The following is a 23,353-nucleotide window of genomic DNA, read 5'->3' as shown; positions in this document are numbered from 1 at the left end:
GGAACCGGGTGCGGACGGACCGGAAACCCGTCGCCGGAAGGATTCGTGCAGCGTTCCACCAAACGGGACACAAGGGCGCGCGCACGGCACCCGAGAGAGGGCGGACAGCACGCCCCGGACCCGCTGTCGACCCCCCGGGGAGTGGGGAACGTCACACGCACAAGTAGGGGAACGAGTGCCGGAATTCGGCCATACGGCGAGCTTTGAATTCGCTCGGACATCCGGTTCGTGGGCCTTTTCAGCGGGACTTGGCACGCTGGGTGAACGGTTAGCGCATTTCTGTCATCAGACCGCGCAGAAATGACAGGTCCACGTCTTCGAGGGTGGGGACGACGGTCCGCCGGAAGGCCGGGGGGATGGGGGCGACCGAGGGGACGGCGACGACCCGGCAGCCGGCGGCCTCCGCCGCGGCGACTCCGGTGACGGTGTCCTCGATCACGGCGCACCGGGTGGGGTCCGCGCCGAGGCCCGCGGCGGCCAGCAGGTAGGGGTCGGGGTGCGGCTTGGTGCGCAGGACCTCGTCGCCGGCCACGGACAGAGCGAAGTGCTGGGGGCCGAGCGAGGTCAGGACCCGGTCGATGATGCGGCGGTGGGAGGCGGAGACCAGGGCGGTGGGGATCCGCTGCTCGGACAGTTCGGCCAGCAGCCGTGCGGCGCCCGGCATCAGGGGCAGCGCGCCGTCGATACGGGCCTCGAAGCCCTCGTTCAGCAGGGTGGTGACCTCGGCGAGGGTGACGGCGGCGCCGGTGGCCTCGATGAGGAAGCCCGCGCTGCGGGTCATGGGACCACCGACGACGACGTGTCTCCAGGAGTCGTCGAGCCTGTGTCCGAGGGCGGCGAACACCTCCACCTCGACGTCCCACCAGAAGCCCTCGGTGTCCACCAGGGTTCCGTCCATGTCCAGGAGCACGGCCTGCAAGGCTGAGCCTTCGGCCGTACGGGTTCCGAGCGCCGGTACCGTGCTGGTCATCCGCGCATACCTCCTTGAGGGACGATCAGGCCGGTTCCCACACGGGGAACCGGCCTGCGATGGACCGACAATTGTACGACGCCCACAACCGAAATGCCCGCACGAACCGCCCGCAACAGCATCGGCGCACGACGGCACCAGGGTGGCGCGCGAGGACGGCCGGTCCGCGGTCCGCTGCCCTCCGCACCGTCCCGCAGGACCTCTCGACCGCGCCGGTGACCAGGGGAAACCCCGGGTCAGCGGGCGTTGAAGTACTTGGCCTCCGGGTGGTGGATCACGATGGCGTCGGTGGACTGTTCGGGATGGAGCTGGAACTCCTCGGACAGGTGGACGCCGATCCGCTCGGGGCGGAGGAGGTCGGCGATCTTGGCACGGTCCTCCAGGTCGGGGCAGGCACCGTAGCCGAGCGAGAACCGGGCACCCCGGTACTTCAGGGCGAACATGTCCTCGATGTCGGCGGGGTCCTCATCGGCGAAGCCCAGCTCCGCGCGCACCCGGGCGTGCCAGTACTCGGCGAGGGCCTCGGCCAGCTGCACGGACAGCCCGTGCAGCTCCAGATAGTCGCGGTAGGAGTCGGCGGCGAACAGCCGGGCGGTCTCCTCGCCGATCCTGGAGCCGACGGTGACGACCTGGAAGCCGACCACGTCCCTCTCCCCCGACTCCTCCGGGCGGAAGAAGTCCGCCAGGCACAGCCGGCGGCCACGGCGCTGGCGGGGGAAGGTGAAGCGGGTGCGCTCGTTGCCCTGGTCGTCCAGGATGATCAGGTCATCGTCCTTGGACACGCAGGGGAAGTAGCCGTGGACCACGGCGGCCTCCAGCAGGCCGTCCGTCTGGAGCCTCTCCAGCAGGCCGCGCAGCCGGGGCCGGCCCTCGCTCTCGACGAGTTCCTCGTAGGTGGGCCCGGAGCCGGTGCGGGCCTGCTTGAGCCCCCACTGGCCCTTGAACAGGGCGCCCTCGTCCAGCCAGGACGCGTACTCCTTGAGCTGGATGCCCTTGATCACCCGCGTGCCCCAGAACGGCGGCTCGGGCACCGGGTTGTCGGTGGCCACGTCGGAGCGGACGTGCCCCTCCTCCGGCCGCTGCTCCTCGACCGCCTGGGCCGTGGCGGCCCGCACCCGGCGCTGCCGGAGTTCGGGCAGCTTCGCCCCGGGCACGCCCCGCTTGACCCCGATCAGGGCGTCCATCAGGCGCAGGCCCTCGAACGCGTCGCGGGCGTAGCGGACCTCCCCGTCGTACAGCTCGTGCAGGTCCTGTTCGACATAGGCGCGGGTCAGGGCGGCGCCGCCGAGGATGACCGGGTAGCCGGTCGCCAGGCCGCGGGCGTTGAGCTCCTCCAGGTTCTCCTTCATGATCACCGTGGACTTCACCAGCAGCCCGGACATGCCGATCACGTCGGCCCGGTGCTCCTCGGCCGCCTCCAGGATCGCCGAGACCGGCTGCTTGATGCCCAGGTTGACCACGTTGTAGCCGTTGTTGGACAGGATGATGTCGACGAGGTTCTTGCCGATGTCGTGCACGTCACCGCGTACGGTCGCCAGCACGATCGTGCCCTTGCCCGCCTCGTCGGTCTTCTCCATGTGCGGCTCCAGGTGGGCGACCGCGTTCTTCATCACCTCGGCCGACTGGAGCACGAACGGCAGCTGCATCTGCCCCGAGCCGAACAGCTCACCGACCACCTTCATGCCGTCCAGCAGGGTGTCGTTGACGATGTCCAGGGCCTTGCGCGTCTCCAGGGCCTCGTCCAGGTCCTGCTCCAGGCCGTTCTTCTCGCCGTCGATGATCCGCCGCTTCAGGCGCTCCTCCAGCGGCAGCGCGGCCAGTTCCTCGGCCTTGCCGGCCTTCAGCGACTTCGCCGTGGCGCCCTCGAACAGCTGCATGAGCTTCTGCAGCGGGTCGTAGCCCTCGCGGCGGCGGTCGTGGATCAGGTCGAGCGCGGTGGTGACCTGCTCCTCGTCGAAGCGGGCGATCGGCAGGATCTTGCTGGCGTGCACGATCGCCGAGTCCAGGCCCGCCTTGACGCACTCGTCCAGGAACACGCTGTTCAGCAGGATCCGGGCGGCCGGGTTCAGACCGAAGGAGATGTTCGACAGGCCCAGCGTGGTCTGCACCTCCGGGTGCCGCCGCTTCAGCTCCCGGATGCCCTCGATGGTGGCCACACCGTCGCCCCGGGACTCCTCCTGGCCGGTGCAGATGGTGAAGGTCAGGCAGTCGACGAGGATGTCCTCCTCACGGATGCCCCAGTTGCCGGTCAGGTCCGCGATCAGCCGCTCGGCGATCTCCACCTTCTTCTCGGCGGTACGGGCCTGGCCCTCCTCGTCGATGGTCAGCGCGATCAGCGCCGCCCCGTGCTCCCGCGCCAGGGCCGTCACCCGCGCGAACCGCGACTCGGGTCCGTCGCCGTCCTCGTAGTTCACCGAGTTGATCACCGCGCGGCCGCCCAGCTGCTCCAGCCCGGCCCGGATCACGTCCACCTCGGTGGAGTCCAGCACGATCGGCAGCGTCGAGGCCGTGGCGAACCGGCCCGCCAGCTCCCGCATGTCCGCGACCCCGTCCCGGCCGACGTAGTCCACGCACAGGTCCAGCATGTGCGCGCCCTCGCGGATCTGCTCGCGCGCCAGCTCCACGCAGTCGTCCCAGCGGCCCTCGAGCATGGCCTCACGGAACTTCTTCGACCCGTTGGCGTTCGTCCGCTCGCCGATCGCCAGGTAGGACGTGTCCTGGCGGAAGGGCACGGTCTGGTACAGGGAGGCCGCGCCCGGCTCCGGGCGCGGGCTGCGCTCCACCGGGGACAGGTCCCGCACCCGCTCGACCACCTGGCGCAGGTGCTCCGGCGTGGTGCCGCAGCAGCCGCCCACCAGGGACAGTCCGTAGTCGCGGACGAAGTGGCCCTGCGCGTCGGCCAGCTCCGGCGCCGTCAGCGGGTAGTGCGCGCCGTCCTTGGTCAGCACGGGGAGACCGGCGTTCGGCATGCACGACAGCGGGACGCGCGCGTGCCGGGACAGGTAGCGCAGGTGCTCGCTCATCTCGGCGGGGCCGGTGGCGCAGTTCAGGCCGATCATGTCGACGCCCAGCGGCTCCAGCGCCGTCAGCGCGGCGCCGATCTCCGAGCCCAGCAGCATGGTGCCGGTCGTCTCCACCGTCACCGACACAATCAGCGGGACCTCGTACCCGGCGGTCTCCATCGCGCGGCGGGCCGCGATGACGGAGGCCTTGGTCTGGAGCAGGTCCTGGGTGGTCTCCACCAGCAGCGCGTCCGCGCCTCCGGCGAGCAGGCCCTCGGCGTTCTGCCGGTAGGCGTCGCGGATGGCGGCGAAGGTGGTGTGGCCGAGCGTCGGCAGCTTCGTACCCGGGCCCATGGAGCCCAGCACCCAGCGGGGGCGGCCGTCCGCGGCGGTGAACACGTCCGCCGCCTCACGGGCGATACGGGCGCCCGCCTCGGACAGCTCGGCGACCCGCTCGGCGATGTCGTACTCGCCCAGGGCGGTCAGGTTGGCCCCGAACGTGTTGGTCTCCACGCAGTCCACGCCGGCCTCGAAGTAGGCGGAGTGGACCGAACGGACGATGTCGGGGCGGGTGACGTTCAGGACCTCGTTGCAGCCCTCCAGCTGCTGGAAGTCGTCCAGCGAGGGCTCCTGGGCCTGAAGCATGGTGCCCATCGCTCCGTCGGCGACCACCACACGGGCGGCGAGTGCCTCACGCAGGGCGGACGCACGGGTCCGGCTGTCGGCGGAAGGGGTCGGCGGCAACGCGGCCATGAAGGGGCTCCCTTGGGGTGCGACGGCTGTCGGCTTTGCGCGTTCCCGGGAGCGAGCACAGCGCTGCCCGGGCGAGGCGCACGCCGCCAGGGTAGCCGGGACCGGCCCCTGACGGTCACGGCGTCCACCAAGCGGACGAGGATGACGGTCGGAACACCCCGGGTGGCGGGGTCGCGCGACAGGCGACGGCCGACCATTGGCGGGGGATCGGCACGGACCGGTAGTGTTCGGCATTGCCGAACGGGCGCCACGACGAGAGTCGTCCGCCGGCGGTCGAAGGGGACGGAGGCAAGACGGCGATGGCACGGAACATCCAGTCGCTCGAGCGGGCGGCCGCGATGCTGCGGTTGCTGGCGGGCGGTGAGCGGCGGCTGGGCCTGTCGGACATCGCCTCCTCACTGGGCCTCGCCAAGGGCACCGCCCACGGCATCCTGCGCACCCTCCAGCACGAGGGCTTCGTCGAACAGGACGAGGCCTCCGGCCGGTACCAGTTGGGCGCGGAGCTGCTGCGCCTGGGCACCACCTACCTCGACGTCCACGAACTGCGGGCCCGCGCGCTGGTGTGGACGGACGACCTGGCCCGGTCCAGCGGGGAGAGCGTGTACCTGGGCGTACTGCACCAGCACGGCGTGCTGATCGTGCACCACGTCTTCCGCCCGGACGACAGCCGGCAGGTGCTGGAGATCGGGGCGATGCAGCCGCTGCACTGCACGGCTCTGGGCAAGGTGCTGGCGGCGTACGACCCGGTGGCGCACAGCGAGGCGGTCGAGACCGACCGCAAGGCGTTCACGGACCGCACCGTGTGCGGGATCGACGACTTCGAGCACATCCTCGACCTCACGCGCGCGCGTGGCTACGCCGCCGACGTCGAGGAGACCTGGGAGGGCGTCGCCTCCATCGCCGCGCCCATTCACGACCGGCGGCGGATGCCGGTCGGCGCGGTCGGCATCACCGGCGCCGTGGAGCGGGTGTGCCGCGAGGGCGAGTTGCGCCACGAACTCGTCGCGGCGGTCCGGGACTGCGCCCGCGCGGTCTCCCGCGACCTGGGCGCCGGACGTTTCTGACCGCCACAGGAAGCCGCGGGCCGCGTCCCGCGCAACCGGGCGCGGGGCCCTGCTCACGTCCCGTACGACCAGGGGCGGAGCCCCTGCGCCCCGCCCTTACGACCGGGTCGGTACGCCTCTGGGCGCGACTGCCTTCACCATGCCCGCTCGGCCGGCCGCCGTGCCCTCGCGACCCGCCACCCGCGCAGTCGGCCTCCGCACCCATGTGGCCCGCCATCACTCCCGCGCGGGCCTGCCCTCAGACCTGCACGGCCCGCCGTCGCACCCACGCGGCCCGTCACCGCGCCCGCTCACGCCGGGCGCCGGCCCCCCCGGACCCTTCGCGATCAGTAACGATCGCGGTTTCGGTACCGGGGGCCTTGACGGCCGCGTGGTGCGAGGCGAGACTCCCGTCCAACGGTCGGCATTGTCGAACACCTTGCGGTAATACGCGCTAGAGTGTGACAACGCCAAGGGCCGGCATCGCCCTCACCCACGAGGGCGCGAGCTCCCGGACGGAGGGACCCGGGGTTCGGCTACCTCTGGACGAAGGACAAAGGAGTCGCGGGTGTCCAGCTCCGACATCTTCATCGGCGAGACCATCGGTACCGCCGTACTCATCCTGCTCGGCGGCGGCGTCTGCGCCGCGGTGACGCTGAAGGCCTCCAAGGCCCGCAATGCCGGCTGGCTCGCCATCGCCTTCGGGTGGGGTTTCGCCGTGATGACGGCCGTGTACATCTCGGGCCCGCTCTCCGGTGCCCACCTCAACCCGGCCGTGACCGTCGCCCTGGCCATCAAGAACAGCGACTGGACCAACGTGCCGACCTACCTCGGCGGCCAGATGCTCGGCGCCGTGATCGGCGCGACCCTGGTCTGGGTGGCCTACTACGGCCAGTTCCACGCCCACCTCACCGACCGGGAGATCGTCGGCGGCCCCGGCGCCCAGACCACCGCCGCCAAGGCGGTCGAGGCCCAGGAGAAGGGCGCGGGCCCCGTCCTCGGCATCTTCTCCACCGGCCCCGAGATCCGGCACGCGGCGCAGAACCTCGCCACGGAGATCGTCGGCACCGTCGTGCTGATCCTCGCGGTCCTCACCCAGGGCCTGAACGACCAGGGCAACGGCCTCGGCGTCCTCGGCGGCCTGGTCACCGCCCTCGTCGTCGTCTCGATCGGTCTCTCCCTCGGCGGTCCCACGGGCTACGCCATCAACCCCGCCCGTGACCTCGGCCCCCGCATCGTCCACGCCCTGCTGCCGCTGCCCAACAAGGGCGGATCCGACTGGGGCTACGCCTGGATCCCGGTGGTCGGCCCGCTCATCGGCGGCGCCATCGGCGCGGGCATCTACAACGCCGCCTTCGCCTGACGGGCACCGCTCTCCGAGCCCTCGCGCACAGCGCACCGCGCCGCACCCCGAACGCCGTACCCCCGCCCCATCGACCACGGACCCCAGGAGCAGACAGTGACGGACGCCCACACCGCCGGCCTCGCATCCCACGGCCAAGGGCCCTTCATCGCCGCCATCGACCAGGGCACCACCTCGAGCCGCTGCATCGTCTTCGACCGGGACGGCCGGATCGTCTCCGTCGACCAGAAGGAACACGAACAGATCTTCCCCAAGCCGGGCTGGGTCGAACACAACGCCACCGAGATCTGGACCAACGTGCAGGAGGTCGTCGCCGGAGCCATCGCGAAGGCCGGCATCACCCGCGACGACATCAAGGCCATCGGCATCACCAACCAGCGCGAGACCACCGTGCTGTGGGACCGGAACACCGGTGAGCCCGTCCACAACGCCATCGTCTGGCAGGACACCCGCACCGACGCCCTGTGCAAGGAACTGGGACGCAACGTCGGCCAGGACCGCTTCCGCCGCGAGACCGGCCTCCCCCTCGCCTCCTACTTCGCCGGTCCCAAGGCCCGCTGGCTGCTCGACAACGTCGAGGGACTGCGCGAGCGCGCCGAGGCGGGCGACCTGCTGTTCGGGACCATGGACACCTGGGTCATCTGGAACCTGACCGGCGGCACGGACGGCGGCAAGCACGTCACGGACGTCACCAACGCCTCCCGGACCCTCCTGATGAACCTGCACACCATGGAGTGGGACCAGAAGATCGCCGAGTCGATCGGCGTACCGACGCGGATCCTGCCCGAGATCCGTTCCTCCGCCGAGGTCTACGGCGAGATCAAGGGCGGCAAGCTGGGCGACCTGCTCGGCGGCATCCCGGTCGCCTCGGCGCTCGGTGACCAGCAGGCGGCCCTGTTCGGCCAGACCTGCTTCGCCGAGGGCGAGACCAAGTCGACGTACGGCACCGGCACCTTCATGGTGATGAACACCGGCGACAAGATCATCAACTCGTACAGCGGACTGCTGACCACCGTCGGCTACCGGATCGGCGACGACAAGCCGGTCTACGCCCTGGAAGGCTCGATCGCGGTCACCGGCTCCCTGGTGCAGTGGATGCGCGACCAGATGGGCCTGATCTCCACCGCCGCCGAGATCGAGACGCTCGCGCTGTCGGTCGAGGACAACGGCGGCGCCTACTTCGTGCCCGCCTTCTCCGGCCTGTTCGCCCCGTACTGGCGCTCCGACGCCCGCGGGGTGATCGCCGGCCTGACGCGGTACGTGACCAAGGCGCACCTCGCGCGCGCCGTCCTGGAGGCCACCGCCTGGCAGACGCGGGAGATCGCGGACGCCATGACCAAGGACTCCGGTGTCGAGCTGACGGCGCTGAAGGTCGACGGCGGCATGACCTCCAACAACCTGCTGATGCAGATGCTCGCGGACTTCCTGGACGCCCCCGTGGTGCGCCCGATGGTCGCCGAGACCACCTGCCTCGGTGCCGCCTACGCCGCCGGTCTCGCCGTCGGTTTCTGGAGCAGCACCGACGACCTGCGCGCCAACTGGCGCCGGGCCGCCGAATGGACCCCCCGCATGGACGCGGACATCCGCGACCGTGAGTACAAGAACTGGCTCAAGGCCGTCGAGAGGACCATGGGCTGGCTCGACGACGAGAGCTGATGAAAACCGACGAAAGCTGACGAAAGCTGACGAGGAGCAAGAACAAGCGATGACCGGTCAGTCCACCCTGCAGTCCGTGCCCGCCCTGGGAACGGTTCCGTCCTTCGGCCCGAACCCGAGCCGTGCCGAGACCCGGGAGCAGCTCTCGAGGGCGGCCTACGACCTCCTCGTGATCGGCGGCGGCATCCTGGGCATCTCCACCGCCTGGCACGCCGCGCAGTCCGGTCTCAGGGTGGCCCTGGTCGACGCCGGCGACTTCGCCGGCGCCACCTCCTCCGCCTCCTCCAAGCTGCTCCACGGGGGCCTGCGCTATCTGCAGACCGGCGCGGTGAAGCTGGTGGCGGAGAACCACTTCGAGCGCCGTGCGGTCTCCCGCCAGGTGGCTCCCCATCTGGCGAACCCGCTCACCTTCTATCTCCCCGTGTACAAGGGCGGGCCGCACGGCGCGGCGAAGCTCGGGGCGGGCGTGTTCGCCTACTCCGCGCTGTCCGCCTTCGGCGACGGTGTGGGCCACCTGCTCAGCCCGGCGAGGGCCGCGCAGGACGTGCCGGAGCTGCGCACCGAGAACCTCAGGGCGGTGGCCGTCTACGGCGACGACCAGATGAACGACGCGCGCATGGCGCTGATGACGGTCCGCGCCGCCGTCGAGTCGGGCGCGGTCGTCCTCAACCACGCCGAGGTGACCGGTCTGCGCTTCACCCGGGGCCGGGTCACCGGCGCCGAGCTGAGGGACCGGCTGTCCGGCGAGGAGTTCGGGGTGGACGCCCGCCTGGTGCTGAACGCGACCGGCCCCTGGGTGGACCACCTGCGCAGAATGGAGGACCCGAACGCGGGGCCGTCGATCCGCCTGTCCAAGGGCGCCCACCTGGTGCTGAAGCGCACCTCCCCGTGGAAGGCCGCGCTGGCCACGCCGATCGACAAGTACCGCATCACCTTCGCCCTCCCCTGGGAGGACATGCTGCTGCTCGGCACGACCGACGAGGAGTACGAGGGCGACCCGGCCGATGTGGCGGTCGACGACAAGGACATCACCCAGATACTCGACGAGGCCGCGTTCTCCGTACGCGACCGGCAGCTCGACCGCGACCTGATCACGTACGCGTTCGCCGGGCTGCGGGTGCTGCCGGGCGGCCCCGGGGACACCGCCAAGGCCAGGCGCGAGACGGTGGTGACGGAGGGCAGGGGCGGCATGCTGTCCGTGGCGGGCGGCAAGTGGACCACCTTCCGGCACATCGGCCGGACGGTGATGAGGAAGCTGGAGTCCCTGCCGAGCGCCCCGCTGGGCGAGGACTTCGAGCCGATCTCCTCCCTGCCGAAGCGGCTGCCGCTGCCGGGCATCGCCAACCCGCGGGCGGTCGCCCACCGGCTCCTCGTGGACCGTCCGGCGCCCGGTCCGCGCATGGCGGCCGACACCGCCAAGCACCTGGCCACGCACTACGGTTCGCTGGCCTTCGACATCGCCCGGCTGGCCAACGAGAACCCGGAGCTGGGCGAGCGGGTCCACCCGGACGCCCCGGAGATCTGGGCGCAGGTCGTCTGGGCCCGGGACCACGAGTGGGCCCAGACGGCGGACGACGTGCTGCGCCGGCGTACGACGCTGACGATCCGCGGCCTGGCCACGGACGAGGTACGGGCAAAGGTGCGGGGCCTGCTCGACCGGAGGCGGCCCGACGGGCAGTGAGCAAAGCCGCCGGGCCGGCGCCGCGGCCGGCTCCCCCGCAAGGGGTGCCGACTGCGGCGCCGAGCTGTGCGTTTTCCTCCCGGGCCGGTCCGGGGAACCTCCATAATGGACCGAGACATCCGATGTCTGAGCGCCCTGGGGAGGCCGGTCATGGCGGTGACCGACGAGGCGATCGAGAAGATCAAGGGGATGATCGTCTCCGGTGCGCTGCGGCCCGGCGACCGGCTGCCCAAGGAGAGCGAACTCGCCGCCGAACTGGGGCTGTCGCGCAACTCCCTGCGGGAGGCCGTGCGGGCGCTGTCCCTGATCCGGATCCTGGACGTGCGGCAGGGCGACGGCACGTACGTCACCAGCCTGGATCCTCAACTGCTCCTGGAGGCAATGGGGTTCGTCGTCGACTTCCACCGCGACGACACGGTGCTGGAATTCCTGGCGGTGCGCCGCATCCTGGAGCCGGCCGCGACCGCGATGGCGGCGTCCCGCATCAGCGAGGAGCAACTGGACGTGCTCGACGCCCGGTTGGACGCACTCGGCGGCGATCCCTCGGTGGAGGAGCTGGTCGCCTGCGATCTGGAGTTCCACCGGGGCATCGCGCGGGGCTGCGGCAACTCGGTCCTGTGCTCCCTGCTCGACGGGTTGTCCGGGCCCGCCACCCGGGCCCGCGTCTGGCGCGGACTGGACCGGCGGGACGCGGTCGGCCGCACGCTGCGCGAGCACCGCGCGATCCTCGGCGCGCTGCGCGACCGCGACGCGGAGGCGGCGCGTTCGTGGGCGACGGTGCACATCGCGAGCGTGGAGCAGTGGCTGCGCTCGGCCCGGTGATCCATCGGAGGTGTGGACCGGAGGACGGGCGGGGCCGCGGGGGGCGGCGATCATGGGTGTTCGAAGGACTCGGACGGGGCAGTGATCCGTTCACTCCCCCGTGCAAGGGGGCTGCGGACGCCCCCGCCGAACGCCGTAAGGTTGGTGGGTCAGGCGAGGGCACGTCGGAAGGAGGCGCTGGGTGATCGAGCTCGAGGGGGTTCCCGAGCTGATCGACCCGGTCATGGTGGCCGCGTTCGAGGGCTGGAACGATGCCGGCGACGCCGCCTCCACCGCGGTCGCGCATCTGGAGAAGGAGTGGAAGGGCGAGGTGTTCGCGGCGCTGGACGCCGAGGACTACTACGACTTCCAGGTCAACCGCCCCACCGTGTTCATGGACGGCGGCGTGCGCAGGATCACCTGGCCGACGACCAGGTTGTCGGTGGTCCGGGTCGGCGGCGACAAACCGCGCGACCTGGTGCTGGTCCGCGGCATCGAACCGTCCATGCGCTGGCGCTCGTTCTGCAACGAACTGCTCGGCTTCGCGCACGAGCTGGGCGTGGAGCTGGTGGTCATCCTGGGCGCGCTGCTCGGTGACACCCCGCACACGCGTCCGGTCCCCATCAGCGGGACCACGTCGGACACGGATCTGGCCCGCCGCATGGACCTGGAGGAGACCAAGTACGAGGGGCCGACGGGCATCGTCGGGATCCTCCAGGAGGCCTGCACGCACGCGGGTGTCCCGGCCGTCTCGCTGTGGGCGGCGGTTCCGCACTACGTGTCGCAGCCGCCGAACCCGAAGGCGACGCTGGCCCTCCTCAACCGTCTGGAGGACCTGCTGGACCTGCGCATTCCGCTGGGCGAGCTGCCGGAGGACGCGCGTGCCTGGCAGGTGGGCGTGGACCAGCTGGCCGCCGAGGACAGCGAGGTCGCGGAGTACGTCCAGACGCTGGAGGAGGCCCGGGACACCGCCGAGCTGCCGGAGGCGTCGGGCGAGGCGATCGCCCGTGAGTTCGAGCGGTATCTGCGGCGCCGGGACGGCGGCCCGTCGTCGGGCGGCCACGCCACGGCGGACGGCGGCGACGGCGGCTCGTATCTGCGGGACGGCCCCGGCGGACGGTCGCGACCGCCACGACCGCCGAAGGCGGAGCCGGACGACGGGGACGCCGGGAACGACGCGTCGGAGGAGTGAACGGATCAGGGGCGGTGCGCGTGACGCGCACCGCCCCTGATGCCGTGTCCGGCCGGTCGGGTCAGAGAGCCACGCCCAGCAGGGCGTCCACGGCGCGCGAGGCGAGGCCGGGGGCGCCGGTGTCCTCGCCGCCGTGCTCCTGCTGGAGGGCCACCCAGCGGTCGACCGCGGCGAGGGCCGCCGGGGCGTTCAGGTCGTCGGCGAGGGCGTCGCGGATCTCCTCGACCAGCCCGTCCGCGGACGGGCCGTCGGGACGGGAGACGGCCGCGCGCCAGCGGTCCAGACGCTCGCCGGCTTCCTGGAGCACCCGGTCGGTCCACTCCCAGTCGGAGCGGTAGTGGTGGGCGAGGAGCGCGAGGCGGATGGCGGCGGGGTCGACGCCGTCGCGCCTGAGCCGCGAGACGAAGACCAGGTTGCCCTTGGACTTGGACATCTTCTCGCCGTCGAGCGCGACCATGCCGGCGTGGACGTACGCCTTGGCCATGGGGAACTCGCCGGTGAGCACCTGGGCGTGCGAGGCGCCCATCTCGTGGTGCGGGAAGGCGAGGTCGGATCCGCCGCCCTGCACCTCGAAGCCCATGCCGAGGTGGTCCAGGGCGATGGCCACGCACTCGATGTGCCAGCCGGGCCGGCCGCGGCCGAGGGAGCCCCCGTCCCAGCTCGGCTCGCCGTCCCGGGCGGCCATCCACAGCATCGGGTCGAGCGGGTTCTTCTTGCCCGGGCGGTCCGGGTCGCCGCCGCGCTCGGCCGAAAGCAGCCGCATGGCCGCCGCGTCGAGGCGGGAGACCTCGCCGAAGTGGGGGTCGGACTCGACGGAGAAGTACACGTCCCCGTCGAGCTCGTACGCCGCCCCCAGGTCGCGCAGTCGTTCGACCAGCGGGACGATGCCGGGTATGGCCTCCACGGCGCCGATGTAGTGCCGGGGCGGCAGCATCCGCAGGGCCGTCATGTCCTCACGGAACAGGGCCGTCTCCTGCTCGGCCAGCTCCACCCAGTCGACGTCGTCGCGCTGCGCCCGCTCCAGCAGGGGATCGTCGACGTCGGTCACATTCTGGACGTAGTGAACCTGCCGCTTGGTGTCGAGCCACACGCGCTGCACGAGGTCGAACGCGTTGTAGGTCGCCGCGTGCCCCATGTGGGTGGCGTCGTACGGCGTGATGCCGCAGACATAGATACGGGCGACGGGACCGGGGTCGAGTGTGACCAGGCCACCGGTCGCGGTGTCGTGGATCCTGAGGTCGCGGCCCTCACCAGGCAGGGCGGGGACTTCGGAAGCGGGCCAGGCATGCATGTCATGAGCGTAACCGGACCGCGGTCCCATCTACGAACCGGACCACCCCGGATGGCTGGTTGACCCCTGTTCTCTCAGACCGGCGGCCATGGGATCGCCGGCCACTCGCCGCTCGGCTCGGGGTGTGCGCCGGAGGTGAGCAGCGCGGTCACGCGTGCGCGGGTGGCGTCGAGTTCGGCCGCGGTGATCAGGGCGGCCAGCCGGCTCGCGAGGGGGGCGCCGTCGCGGAGCGTGTCCTCCAGGGCCTTGAGGACGGCCAGGACCTCCGGCGGGAGCGGTTCGCCCGCCCAGCCCCACAGGAGGGTGCGCAGCTTGTTCTCGACGTTGAAGGTGACGCCGTGGTCGATGCCGTAGAGGTGTCCCTCCGGGGTCGGCAGCAGGTGGCCGCCCTTGCGGTCGGCGTTGTTGATCACCGCGTCCAGCACGGCCATCCGGCGCAGCCGCTCGTCGTCGGCGTGCACCAGCAGTGCCGTGCGCCCCTCGCCGACCTCGGCGAAGCCGATCGCCTTCCAGCCCGGTCCGGGTTCCTCGGCGTCCAGCAGCGCGAGCAGTTCGGCTTCCGGGGTCGCCTCGATCCACAGCTGGACCATGCCCTCGCCGTACGGGCCGTCGCGCAGCACGGTGGGCGGCACCAGGGACCAGCCGGTCGCCTCGGAGACCTCGTACGCCGCCACCTCGCGGGCGGCGAGGGTGCCGTCGGGGAAGTCCCACAGCGGCCGCTCCCCGGCGACCGGCTTGTACACGCAGGACGCCTCCCGGCCGTCGTACGCGACCGTGCAGAACAGTGCCGCGTTGGAGGCCTCGCGGATGCGGCCGCGCACGGTCAGCTCACCCTGGGCGAGCAGTTCGGCGGGCTCGGCGCCGGGCGTCACGCTCCGCGGCGGTATCCGTTCTGGCGCGGACATACGTGTCCTTCCGGGTCGAGCGGGAGGCTGCACAGCGGGCACGGCGGCCGCCCGGCGTTGACGACGTCGAGGGCGCGCTTGGCGAAGGCCCTCGCCTGCGCGCCGGTGAGCCGGACCCGCAGCATCGGGGGACCGTTCTCCTCGTCCTGCAGCAGCCGCTCCTCGGCCTCGGCGAGGTCCTCCTCGGACTCCGCGTCGAGCTCGACGAGGGCCTGCGCCTCGACGATCATGCGCTGTTCCTCACCGTCCCAGGCGAGCGCCATGGTGCCCACCCGGAACTCCTCCTCGATGGGAGTGTCCAGCGGGCCGGTGTCGGCGATCTCGCTGGGCGCCATGGCGGGCACGGCGGCGCTGCCGCCGCTGCGGCGCAGCACCTCGTCCAGCAGTTCGTCCATGCGCTCGGCGAGCGCGGCGACCTGGGTCTTCTCCAGGGCCACGCTGGTCACTCGGGGGCCTGCTGTGGCCTGGAGGAAGAACGTACGGCGCCCGGGCAGTCCGACCGTGCCGGCCACGAAGCGGTCCGGGGGGTCGTAGAGGAACACCTGACGGGACACGTCCTGTCTCCATGGGAATCGTGAGAACGTCTGAATCGGGAAGTCGAGGGCGACCGCTTCACCCTACTGCGGCCGACGATCACGGTGCGCCCGCGCCGCCCCCGACCGGTGCGTCGTCGCCCTCCGGCTCCTCACGCGGTGCCAGGGACGCGAAGTCCCCGGTGTCGCCGAGCCGTACCAGGAAGGGCCGCAACCTGGTGTAGCGGATCGCGGTGACGGAGCAGGGTTCGACGGAGATCCTCTGGAAGAGGTCCAGATGAAGGCCGAGCGCGTCCGCCACGAGGGACTTGATGATGTCACCGTGGGAGCACATCAGGTAGACGGCGTCGGCGCCGTGGTCGCGCTCCACGCGCGCGTTCCACTCGCGCACCGCCTCGGCGGCGCGGGTCTGCATCGCGCGCATGGACTCGCCCCCGGGGAACGCGGCCGCCGAGGGGTGCGCCTGCACCACCTCCATCAGCGGCTCGTCCTTGAGCTCGGCGAGCTTGCGGCCGGACCAGTCGCCGTAGTGGCACTCGCCGATCCGCTCGTCCGTGTGCGCGGTCAGTTCCGGCCGGGCGTCCAGCAGCGGTCGTACGGTTTCCCGGCAGCGCTGCAGCGGACTGGTGACGACTTCGGCGATCGGCAGTCCGCCGAGCCGCCCCGGCAGCGCCGCGGCCTGCGCGGTGCCGCGTTCGTCCAGGGCGACCCCGGGGGTCCAGCCGGCGAGCAGTCCGGCGGTGTTGGCGGTGGAACGTCCGTGCCTGACGAGGATCAGCGTGGGCATGCGGCCAGGGTAGGCGTACGAACGCTTCGGGTGGCGACCGGACGAAGGGAGAACACGCTCTGTGATCGTCGACTGCGCCGTCTACCGTGACGGCCACCGCACACCGGGCTTCGCCGACCTCTCCGACGCCCTGGCCGCGGCGCGGGCCGCCGGGGGTTTCGTGTGGGTGGGGCTGCACGAGCCGGGCGAGGACGAGTTCGGCCTGGTCACCGAGGAGTTCGCGCTGCATCCCCTGGCGGTCGAGGACGCCCTGAAGGCGCATCAGCGGCCCAAGCTGGAGGTCTACGACGACTCCCTGTTCGTGGTGCTCAAGCCCGTGGTGTACGAGCCGCGCAGCGACGCCGTCTCCACCGGCGAGATCATGATCTTCCTGGGCGACTCGTTCGTGGTGACGGTCCGCCACGGCGAGGGCGACGGGCTTGCCGCCGTACGGCGCCGTCTCGAACAGGAGCCGGAGACGCTCGGCCACGGCCCGACCGCCGTGCTGTACGCCATCGCCGACACCACCGTCGACCACTACCTGGACGTGGCCGCCGCGCTCCAGACGGACCTGGAGGAGCTGGAGGCGGAGGTCTTCTCGCCGGACGGCGGCTCGCGGCACTCCGCCTCACGCATCTACGCCTTCAAACGCCGGATCACGGAGTTCCGGCGGGCGACGGGCCCGCTGGCGCTGCCGATGTCCCGCCTGGGCGGCACCGGCACGAGCCTGTTCACCCCGGCCGTGCCCTTCGTGGACGACAAGGCGCGGCCGTTCTTCCGGGACGTCAGCGACCATCTGACCCGGGTCAACGACTCGGTGGAGAGCCTGGACCGGCTGGTCTCGGACATCCTGTCGGCGCACCTCGCGCAGACCGGCGTCCAGCAGAACGACGACATGCGGAAGATCTCCGCGTGGGCGGCCATGGCCGCGGTGCCCACGATGATCGCCGGTATCTACGGCATGAACTTCACGCACATGCCGGAGCTGCACTGGCTCTGGTCCTACCCGGCGGTGATCCTGCTGATGGCCGCTCTGGAGATGCTGCTGTACCGGCTGTTCAAACGGCAGGGCTGGCTGTAGGTCCCGCGTCATCCGTCAGGCGAACGCGGGCGCCTGGGCGGCGGGTCCGCCGAGGGCGTCGCGGCGCTCGGGCATGCGCAGGGTCGTCATCCGGCGCCGGCCCACCAGCCGCTCGTAGGCGTACACGGCGTGGATGCCGGCCGCGAGGAGCGCCGACCTGGCCGGGGACCAGCCGAGGATGCGGCCCATACGGGACATGACGGCCAGGCTGACGTCGCGGTGGACGCGGATCCCGGCGAGCGTGTACGCGTGCAGCGTCCGCTGGATGGTCCGGTCGTACCCGGCGGCGGCGAGGCGCACTCACCGCGCTTGCACGGCAGGGCGCGGATCCGGCCGGGCTTGTCCTCGTCCGCCCCGTGGCGGGCGATCTTCGGGGCGAGGCCGCGCTCGCCGGGCGGTACGAGCGCCGCGATCCGGCCGTTCTCCCAGCCGCCCCGCGCCTCCCCGCCGGCCTCGATGGAGCAGATCAGCCGGAAGGACTCGTCGTGGTCGAGGATCTCCTGGAACAGGCTTCCGGGCCAAAGCACCGCGGGCCGCCTCCCTGCCCGACTGCCGCGCGGCTCGAGTCGAATGCGACCGCGGGGGTGCCGCAACAGGGGTGAGGGCGCACTACGCCGAACGGAGGAGCGTGCGGCGGGCGGCGGGGCGACCGGAACGGGGCCGGACACGGGCGTAACCGCGCGGCGGCGGAGGCGTTGTTCTCCATGACGGCCGTGGCGGGGAAGACCCCCGAGCCCCCACCACGGCCGCGAAAAGCCACCGCCGTACCGCCCCGCCGCCTGCATGTCGCGGCGGGCGGTCACGCCAGCCCGGCACGCTCCAGGGCCTCGGTGCCGACCCGCAGCGAGGCCAGCCGCTCCTCCAGCGTGAAGCCCGCGGGGGCGAGGGTCAGCGTGGTCACCCCCGCCGCGGCGTAGGCCTTCATGCGGTCCGCGATCCGGTCGACGGAGCCGAGCAGTGTGGTCTGGTCGATGAGCTGCTGCGGTACGGCGGCCGCGGCGCCCTGCTTGTCGCCGGACAGGTACTTCTCCTGGATCTCGGCGGCCTCCTTCTCGTAGCCCATGCGACGGGCGAGCTGGTTGTAGAAGTTCTGCTTGCGGCTGCCCATGCCGCCGACGTACAGCGCGGTGTAGGGGCGGAAGGTGTCGGCGAGGCGGGACACGTCCTTGTCGTCGCCGACGGCCAGCGGCAGGGTCGGGCAGACGTCGAAGCCGTCCAGGCCCTTGCCGGCCTTCTCGCGGCCGGCGCGCAGGTGCTTGACCGCCGTCTCCTCGAGGTGGTCGGCGGAGGGGAAGATGAGCAGCGCGCCGTCGGCGATCTCGCCGGTCTGCTCCAGGTTCTTCGGGCCGATGGCGGCGATGTAGAGCGGGATGTGCTCACGCTGCGGGTGCACGGTCAGCTTGATCGGCTTGCCGGGACCGCCCGGCAGCGGCAGCGTCCAGTGCTCGCCGTCGTACGTCAGCCATTCCCGCGTCATCGCCCTGCGGACGATCTCGACGTACTCGCGGGTGCGGGCCAGCGGCCTGTCGAACTTCACGCCGTACCAGCCCTCGGACACCTGCGGGCCGGAGACGCCGAGGCCGAGCCGGAAGCGGCCGCCGGACAGCGAGTCCAGCGTGGCGGCCGTCATCGCCGTCATCGCGGGCTGCCGGGCGGGGATCTGGAAGATGGCCGAGCCCACGTCGATGCGCTCGGTCTGCGCTGCGACCCAGGTGAGCACGGTGGCCGCGTCCGAGCCGTAGGCCTCGGCCGCCCAGCACACGGCGTATCCGAGGCGGTCCGCCTCCTGCGCGACGGCCAGGTTGTCCGCGTCCATGCCGGCACCCCAGTAGCCGAGGTTGATCCCGAGCTGCATGCCGTTCCCCTTACCGATCAGTAACGTCCGTTGTGCGGGGAACACTAGCGCGGCGCCACGGCACATGGCAGTGCACGACCTGCGGGACGGCCGGTTCGCGGCGCCGCCCCGGCGGGCGGGGACCGGGTTGTCCACAGGTCACCCACGTACCAGCCGTGGCCAGTAATCTCGCGACCATGGAGCAGAGGCATCTCGGCCGTACGGGCCTGCGCGTGTCCCGCATCGGCCTCGGCACCCTCACCTGGGGCCGGGACACCGACGAGCACGACGCCGCGGACATGCTGAAGGTGTTCTGGGAGGCGGGCGGCACCCTCGTGGACACGGCGGACGTGTACGGCGACGGACAGGCCGAGTACCTGCTCGGGCTGCTCATGGACGGCCTCGTGCCCCGCCGTGACCTGGTCCTCTCGACCAAGGCGGGCAGCGTGCCGGACCCGGACCGGCGTTTCGACGGCTCCCGCGGCCATCTGCTGGCCGCGCTGGACGCCTCCCTCGCCCGCCTCGGCACGGACTACGTCGACGTGTGGCACGTCCACGCCTTCGACCCGCACACACCGCTGGAGGAGACCCTCCACGCGGTCGACCTCGCCGTCGGCAGCGGCCGGGTGCGCTACGCGGGCGTCTCCAACTTCTGCGGCTGGCAGCTGGCCAAGGCCGCGACCTGGCAGCTCGCGGCGCCCGGCACCCGGACGCGGCTGGCGAGCACGCAGATGGAGTACTCGCTGCTGCAACGCGGCGTGGAGCGCGAGGTGCTGCCCGCCGCGCTGGACCTGGGCGTCGGCCTGCTGCCGTCCTCACCGCTGGGCCGCGGCGTGCTGACCGGCAAGTACCGCAACGCGACGCCGCCGGACTCGCGGGGCGCCTCGGAACACCTGGCGCCGTTCGTCGAGCCGTACCTGGACGACACGGCGGGCCGCATCGTGGACGCGGTGTCCACGGCGGCGGACGGGCTGGCGGTGACCCCGCTCCAGGTGGCCCTCGCCTGGGTCCGCGACCGGCCGGGCGTGACGGCGCCGATCGTCGGTACCCGCAACGCGCAGCAGCTCACGGCGGTGTTGTCAGTGGAGGCGCTTAGTCTTCCTGACGAGATCTGCCGGGCGCTCGACGACGTGTCGGAGCCCGTGCACCGCTATCCCGATCACGACTGGAGCACGCTGTGAGCACGGAGCCGGAGACCACGGAACAGACGGGGCCTGGCACCCCGGACCCCGGGGCGGACGACGGCCTCCGCCACGACGGCCCGGTCGGGGAGGGCGGTACGCCGGGGGGCGGGATGTCGGGAAACAGCGCGCAGGAAGGCGGGGCGGCTGCGGAGGGGGGCGCCTCCGGGGCCGGAACGAGCGCCGGGAGCGGCGCCTCGGAAGCCGAGGGGGCCGGGGAAGGCGGCGCCTCGGACGGCGGGGCGAACTCGGAGGACGGCGCCTCCGAGGCCGGTGCGGCCTCGGGCAAGGGCGTCGCCCCGGAGGACGGCGCGAGCGCGGGCGGCAGTGACTCGGCGGAGGACGGGCGGTCCGGCGCGGAGGCGGAGCCCTCGGACGGCTCGGACGGGGGCAAGAGGTCCGAGGCCGAGGCCGAGTTGGCGGCTCAGCGGGTCGAGCGGGAGCGGATCGAGCAGCGGAAGGCCGAGCGGAAGGGGCAGATCGAGAGCGGCGGCAAGCTCAGCGGCACGGCGGCCGACCTGCTGGCCGCCGTGCGGGCCGTGGAGAGCGGTGAGAAGCCCTCGGCCACCGTCTTCGCCGAGCCCGAGCCCGCACCGCGCCGCCCCGCCCCCGAACCGGCACCGCGGCCGAGGACCGTGGCACCCGAGGCCGCCACCGCGCCCGCCGGGCCGGCGCCGGAGACCGTCCAGGCGGTGCGCCGGGTGCTGGCCCAGGGCGGCGCACCGGAGACGCTCGCCCCCCAGGTCGCCGCCGCCCTCGGCGAGGGCGCGGAGGAGCGGCTGCACGCCGACCCCTGGCAGTTGCTCCACGTCACCGGCGTACGGCCGGAGCAGGCCGACGGGTTCGCGCGCGCCCTGCTCGGCGCCGAGTGCGGCCCGGACGACGAGCGCCGCGGGCGGGCCTTCACCGTGTGGCTGCTGGAGCAGGCCGCCCTCGCCGGGCACACGGCCCTGGAAGCCCCGGCCCTGACCGCCGCCCTGGCCCAGCGGGCGGTGCCCGACCCCGAGGCGGCCCTGAACGGCACGCTGGCGGAGGGCGAGGCCCTGGTGTTCCAGGACGCCCTGGAGGACGCCCCGGCCACCGAGGAGGCGGACGAGGACGGCGGGCGTCCGGTGCGCGTCCTCGTCGGCCTGGAGCGGTACGCGCTCGCCGAGGAGAGTCTGGCCGACGGACTCGCCCGCCTGATCAACTCCGCGCCGAAGGAAGGCGGTTCGGCCACGGACTGGGAGCGGGCCGCCACCTCCGCGCAGGGCTCCGCCGCCGAGTTGCTCCGCGCCGTGGCCGGGCACGGACTGGTGCTGCACACCGGCGGGGAGGCGTCCCACATCGAGCCCGCGCGGCTGCTCGTCGAGGCGGGTCGTCTCGGGCTGCGCGCCTGGGCCGCCGCCCACAGCCCGCTCGGCCGGGACGGCTTCGGGCAGCTTCTCGGGCGGCTCCCGCAGGCGCAGGAGCCCTCGGAGGCGCCCGAGTCCGCCGTCGCCACCATGGCCGGACTGCTGTCCGGCGCCGAGGGCCCCGGCCGGGACGAGGACGGTTCGCTCGCGCTGGACCTCCTCGTCGTGCTCGACGCGCCCCAACTGGACGTGGAGACGGCGGCCCTGCTGGTCGAGTCGCTGCCGGACGGGGCGCGGCTGGTGCTGGCCGGGGATCCGGCGGTGCTGTGGTCGGTCGGCCCGGGTCGGGTGTTCGCGGATCTGCTGGCGGCGCGGGTGTGCCCGCAGATCGCCTCGCGCCTGCCGGATCCGGGCCCGCTGGGCGAGCTGGTTTCCGGCGTCGGCGCCGGCGAGCTGAACCAGGTGGCGGCGCCCGGCAAGGAGGTGGTGATCGTCCCGGTGCGGGACGCGGGCGAGGCCGTGCACCGGACCGTGCAACTCGTCGCGGACTCGGTGCCGCGGGCGATCGGCGTCCCGGCCGAGCAGACCGTGGTGATCACCCCGGGTCACGGCGGCGCGGCCGGCACGCGCGCGCTGAACGCCGCGCTGAAGGAGCGGCTCAACCCGGGCCCCGGCCGCTTCGGCGGTTTCGACCCCGGCGACCGGATCGCCTACTCCCCCGCTCCGGGCCGTACGCTGCCCGGACAGGTGGTGAAGGCCGACGCCGAGGGACTGCACCTGTCCTGCTCGGACGCCCACGTGGTGGTCCCGAAGGAGCGGGTGGAGTCGCAACTGCGGCACGGCTGGGCGCTGACCGCGCACCAGGCCGTGGGCGGCCGGTGGCCCGCGGTGGTCGTCGTGCTGCCCGGTGACGCGGCCAAGGGGCTCAGCCGCCCGTGGGTCTACACGGCGTTCAGCCGGGCCGCCCGGCATCTGTCCGTGGTGCACGGCGTGGAGCAGGCACTGCCCCGTGCCGTCGCCGAGATCCCGGCCAGGCCCCGTACGACCCGCCTGCCCGCCCTGCTCCAGCCCCCGGCGCAGGATCCCGGGACACAGGAGGGAACGGCCGGCTGAGATCCCGGAACTCCTGGAACTCCCAGCGCTCCTGGAACACACGCCTCAGCCGTCGGGGACCCACCCGGCGTGCGACCGGGGCGGACCGGCGACCGCCGGTCCGCCCACGGGCCTCAGCGGTCGTTCGCGTCCAGCGGTTCCAGGTCCTCTTCGTCGAGCGGCGCGCTGAAGTCGTCCTCGTCGAGGTCCTCGTCCTCGTCCTCGTCGAGGTCGTCGTCCAGCTCCTCGTCCTCGTCGTCGAAGACCGCGCTGACGTCGAAACGGCAGACGACCCGCTCCGGGTCGACGTGCTCGAAGGGGGCGTCCAGCCATTCGCCCGGGTCGGCGGGCTCGTCCGCGGCGGTGACCCACAAAGTCGAGTCACCCTCCTCCAGGCCGAACTCCTTGTGCCGGGAGGCGATCTCGTCCGGTTCGAACTCGCCGAACAGGATGCCGATCGCCCCGTGCGCCGTGCCGGAGGCGCCCTCGGCGGTGCCCAGGACGGCCTCGGAGTCCGCGGCCTCCACCCGCTGGGCCTGCGTCAGCAGCCGCTGCGGCTCGACCACGGCGTAGTCGCGGCGGATGATCACGCTGATCGCGTTCGGCTCCTCGGGACCCGTGTACGGCGGCAGCGAGTCGTCACCGGGGATCTCGAAGGGCGTGACCTCGTCGTAGCGGTCGTAGAGCAGTTCGTCGTACGTCTCCGCCGCCGCGGCCAGCTGGTTGAACGCCTCGTAGACGGCCGGGTCTTCGTCACCCGACCTGCGTTCGACCGCGGCCAGGTGGCGGTCGAGCGCGGTCTTGACCGCCTCGGCGGCGGCGCGTACCTCGGCAGCGGTGGGCTGCGCAGCATCAGACATAGTGCAGACGCTATC

Annotated in this window: 17 protein-coding genes and 1 pseudogene; 9 read left to right on the top strand and 9 right to left on the bottom strand. The window is 72.4% G+C overall.

Translation table 11 applies throughout. The features are described 5' to 3' along the window. Positions 1-268 precede the first annotated feature (268 nt). Together TNCT6_RS25440 and metH are read right to left on the bottom strand one after the other, a co-directional pair. Positions 269-970 (bottom strand): HAD family phosphatase, encoded by a 702-nt coding sequence (locus TNCT6_RS25440; RefSeq protein WP_141362510.1) that lies wholly within the window; start codon positions 968-970, stop codon positions 269-271. A 236-nt stretch (positions 971-1,206) separates the two neighbouring features. Continuing rightward, positions 1,207-4,725, bottom strand: coding sequence for a methionine synthase (gene metH / locus TNCT6_RS25435; protein ID WP_141362508.1), 3,519 nt, complete (start codon positions 4,723-4,725; stop codon positions 1,207-1,209). Positions 4,726-5,024: 299 nt separating this feature from the next. Between metH and TNCT6_RS25430 the strand changes: the two genes are divergently transcribed. The 6 genes from TNCT6_RS25430 to TNCT6_RS25405 all read left to right on the top strand — a co-directional run bounded on the left by TNCT6_RS25430 (position 5,025) and on the right by TNCT6_RS25405 (position 12,461). Beyond that, positions 5,025-5,789: an IclR family transcriptional regulator gene (locus TNCT6_RS25430; RefSeq protein ID WP_141362506.1), complete on the top strand. Its 765-nt coding sequence runs from the start codon at positions 5,025-5,027 to the stop codon at positions 5,787-5,789. A 547-nt stretch (positions 5,790-6,336) separates the two neighbouring features. Further along, positions 6,337-7,131, top strand: coding sequence for an MIP/aquaporin family protein (locus TNCT6_RS25425; RefSeq protein ID WP_141362504.1), 795 nt, complete (start codon positions 6,337-6,339; stop codon positions 7,129-7,131). 96 nt (positions 7,132-7,227) lie between these two features. Further along, positions 7,228-8,787 carry a glycerol kinase GlpK gene (glpK, locus tag TNCT6_RS25420; protein WP_141362502.1) on the top strand — a complete coding sequence of 520 codons (1,560 nt, stop codon included), beginning with the start codon at positions 7,228-7,230 and terminating at the stop codon, positions 8,785-8,787. Positions 8,788-8,836: 49 nt separating this feature from the next. Next, positions 8,837-10,468: a glycerol-3-phosphate dehydrogenase/oxidase gene (locus TNCT6_RS25415; protein ID WP_141362500.1), complete on the top strand. Its 1,632-nt coding sequence runs from the start codon at positions 8,837-8,839 to the stop codon at positions 10,466-10,468. A gap of 150 nt (positions 10,469-10,618) precedes the next feature. After that, complete coding sequence (locus TNCT6_RS25410; protein WP_141362498.1) at positions 10,619-11,290, top strand: FadR/GntR family transcriptional regulator; 672 nt, start codon at positions 10,619-10,621, stop codon at positions 11,288-11,290. 181 nt (positions 11,291-11,471) lie between these two features. Further along, positions 11,472-12,461 carry a PAC2 family protein gene (locus TNCT6_RS25405; protein WP_141362496.1) on the top strand — a complete coding sequence of 330 codons (990 nt, stop codon included), beginning with the start codon at positions 11,472-11,474 and terminating at the stop codon, positions 12,459-12,461. 61 nt (positions 12,462-12,522) lie between these two features. Here TNCT6_RS25405 and mshC read toward each other — a convergent pair whose 3' ends face one another. From mshC to TNCT6_RS25385, 4 genes are all read right to left on the bottom strand, one after another. After that, positions 12,523-13,752 carry a cysteine--1-D-myo-inosityl 2-amino-2-deoxy-alpha-D-glucopyranoside ligase gene (gene mshC / locus TNCT6_RS25400; RefSeq protein ID WP_141362494.1) on the bottom strand — a complete coding sequence of 410 codons (1,230 nt, stop codon included), beginning with the start codon at positions 13,750-13,752 and terminating at the stop codon, positions 12,523-12,525. Positions 13,753-13,826: 74 nt separating this feature from the next. After that, entirely contained in the window at positions 13,827-14,657 is an 831-nt protein-coding gene (locus TNCT6_RS25395) for an SCO1664 family protein (protein WP_172633016.1), read from the bottom strand. Beyond that, positions 14,621-15,211 carry a DUF3090 domain-containing protein gene (locus TNCT6_RS25390; RefSeq protein ID WP_141362492.1) on the bottom strand — a complete coding sequence of 197 codons (591 nt, stop codon included), beginning with the start codon at positions 15,209-15,211 and terminating at the stop codon, positions 14,621-14,623. The genes TNCT6_RS25395 and TNCT6_RS25390 overlap by 37 nt, the downstream gene beginning before the upstream one ends. 79 nt (positions 15,212-15,290) lie before the next feature. Beyond that, a complete protein-coding gene (locus tag TNCT6_RS25385) occupies positions 15,291-15,977 on the bottom strand; it encodes a histidine phosphatase family protein (protein WP_141362490.1) in 687 nt (228 codons plus the stop codon). 61 nt (positions 15,978-16,038) lie between these two features. Between TNCT6_RS25385 and corA the strand changes: the two genes are divergently transcribed. After that, positions 16,039-17,037 carry a magnesium/cobalt transporter CorA gene (gene corA / locus TNCT6_RS25380; protein ID WP_141362488.1) on the top strand — a complete coding sequence of 333 codons (999 nt, stop codon included), beginning with the start codon at positions 16,039-16,041 and terminating at the stop codon, positions 17,035-17,037. A gap of 15 nt (positions 17,038-17,052) precedes the next feature. Here corA and TNCT6_RS25375 read toward each other — a convergent pair. Both TNCT6_RS25375 and TNCT6_RS25370 read right to left on the bottom strand, forming a co-directional pair. Beyond that, positions 17,053-17,564: pseudogene (locus TNCT6_RS25375) on the bottom strand (hypothetical protein). Between the two features lie 272 nt (positions 17,565-17,836). Beyond that, positions 17,837-18,892, bottom strand: a complete 1,056-nt coding sequence (locus TNCT6_RS25370) for an LLM class F420-dependent oxidoreductase (RefSeq protein ID WP_141362486.1) — start codon at positions 18,890-18,892, stop codon at positions 17,837-17,839. Between the two features lie 176 nt (positions 18,893-19,068). Here TNCT6_RS25370 and TNCT6_RS25365 point away from each other — a divergent pair, with 176 nt between their 5' ends. Both TNCT6_RS25365 and TNCT6_RS25360 read left to right on the top strand, forming a co-directional pair. Beyond that, a complete protein-coding gene (locus TNCT6_RS25365; RefSeq protein WP_141362484.1) occupies positions 19,069-20,052 on the top strand; it encodes an aldo/keto reductase in 984 nt (327 codons plus the stop codon). After that, the gene (locus TNCT6_RS25360) at positions 20,049-22,499 is read left to right on the top strand and encodes an ATP-dependent RecD-like DNA helicase (RefSeq protein WP_141362482.1); all 2,451 of its coding nucleotides are present in this window, start codon (positions 20,049-20,051) and stop codon (positions 22,497-22,499) included. The genes TNCT6_RS25365 and TNCT6_RS25360 overlap by 4 nt, the downstream gene beginning before the upstream one ends. Before the next feature lie 113 nt (positions 22,500-22,612). Here TNCT6_RS25360 and TNCT6_RS25355 read toward each other — a convergent pair whose 3' ends face one another. Further along, a complete protein-coding gene (locus TNCT6_RS25355) occupies positions 22,613-23,338 on the bottom strand; it encodes a hypothetical protein (RefSeq protein WP_141362480.1) in 726 nt (241 codons plus the stop codon). Positions 23,339-23,353 lie beyond the last annotated feature (15 nt).

The organism is Streptomyces sp. 6-11-2 (assembly GCF_006540305.1).
GTDB lineage: Bacteria > Actinomycetota > Actinomycetes > Streptomycetales > Streptomycetaceae > Streptomyces.
This window is presented reverse-complemented; position numbering and strand designations above follow the sequence as displayed.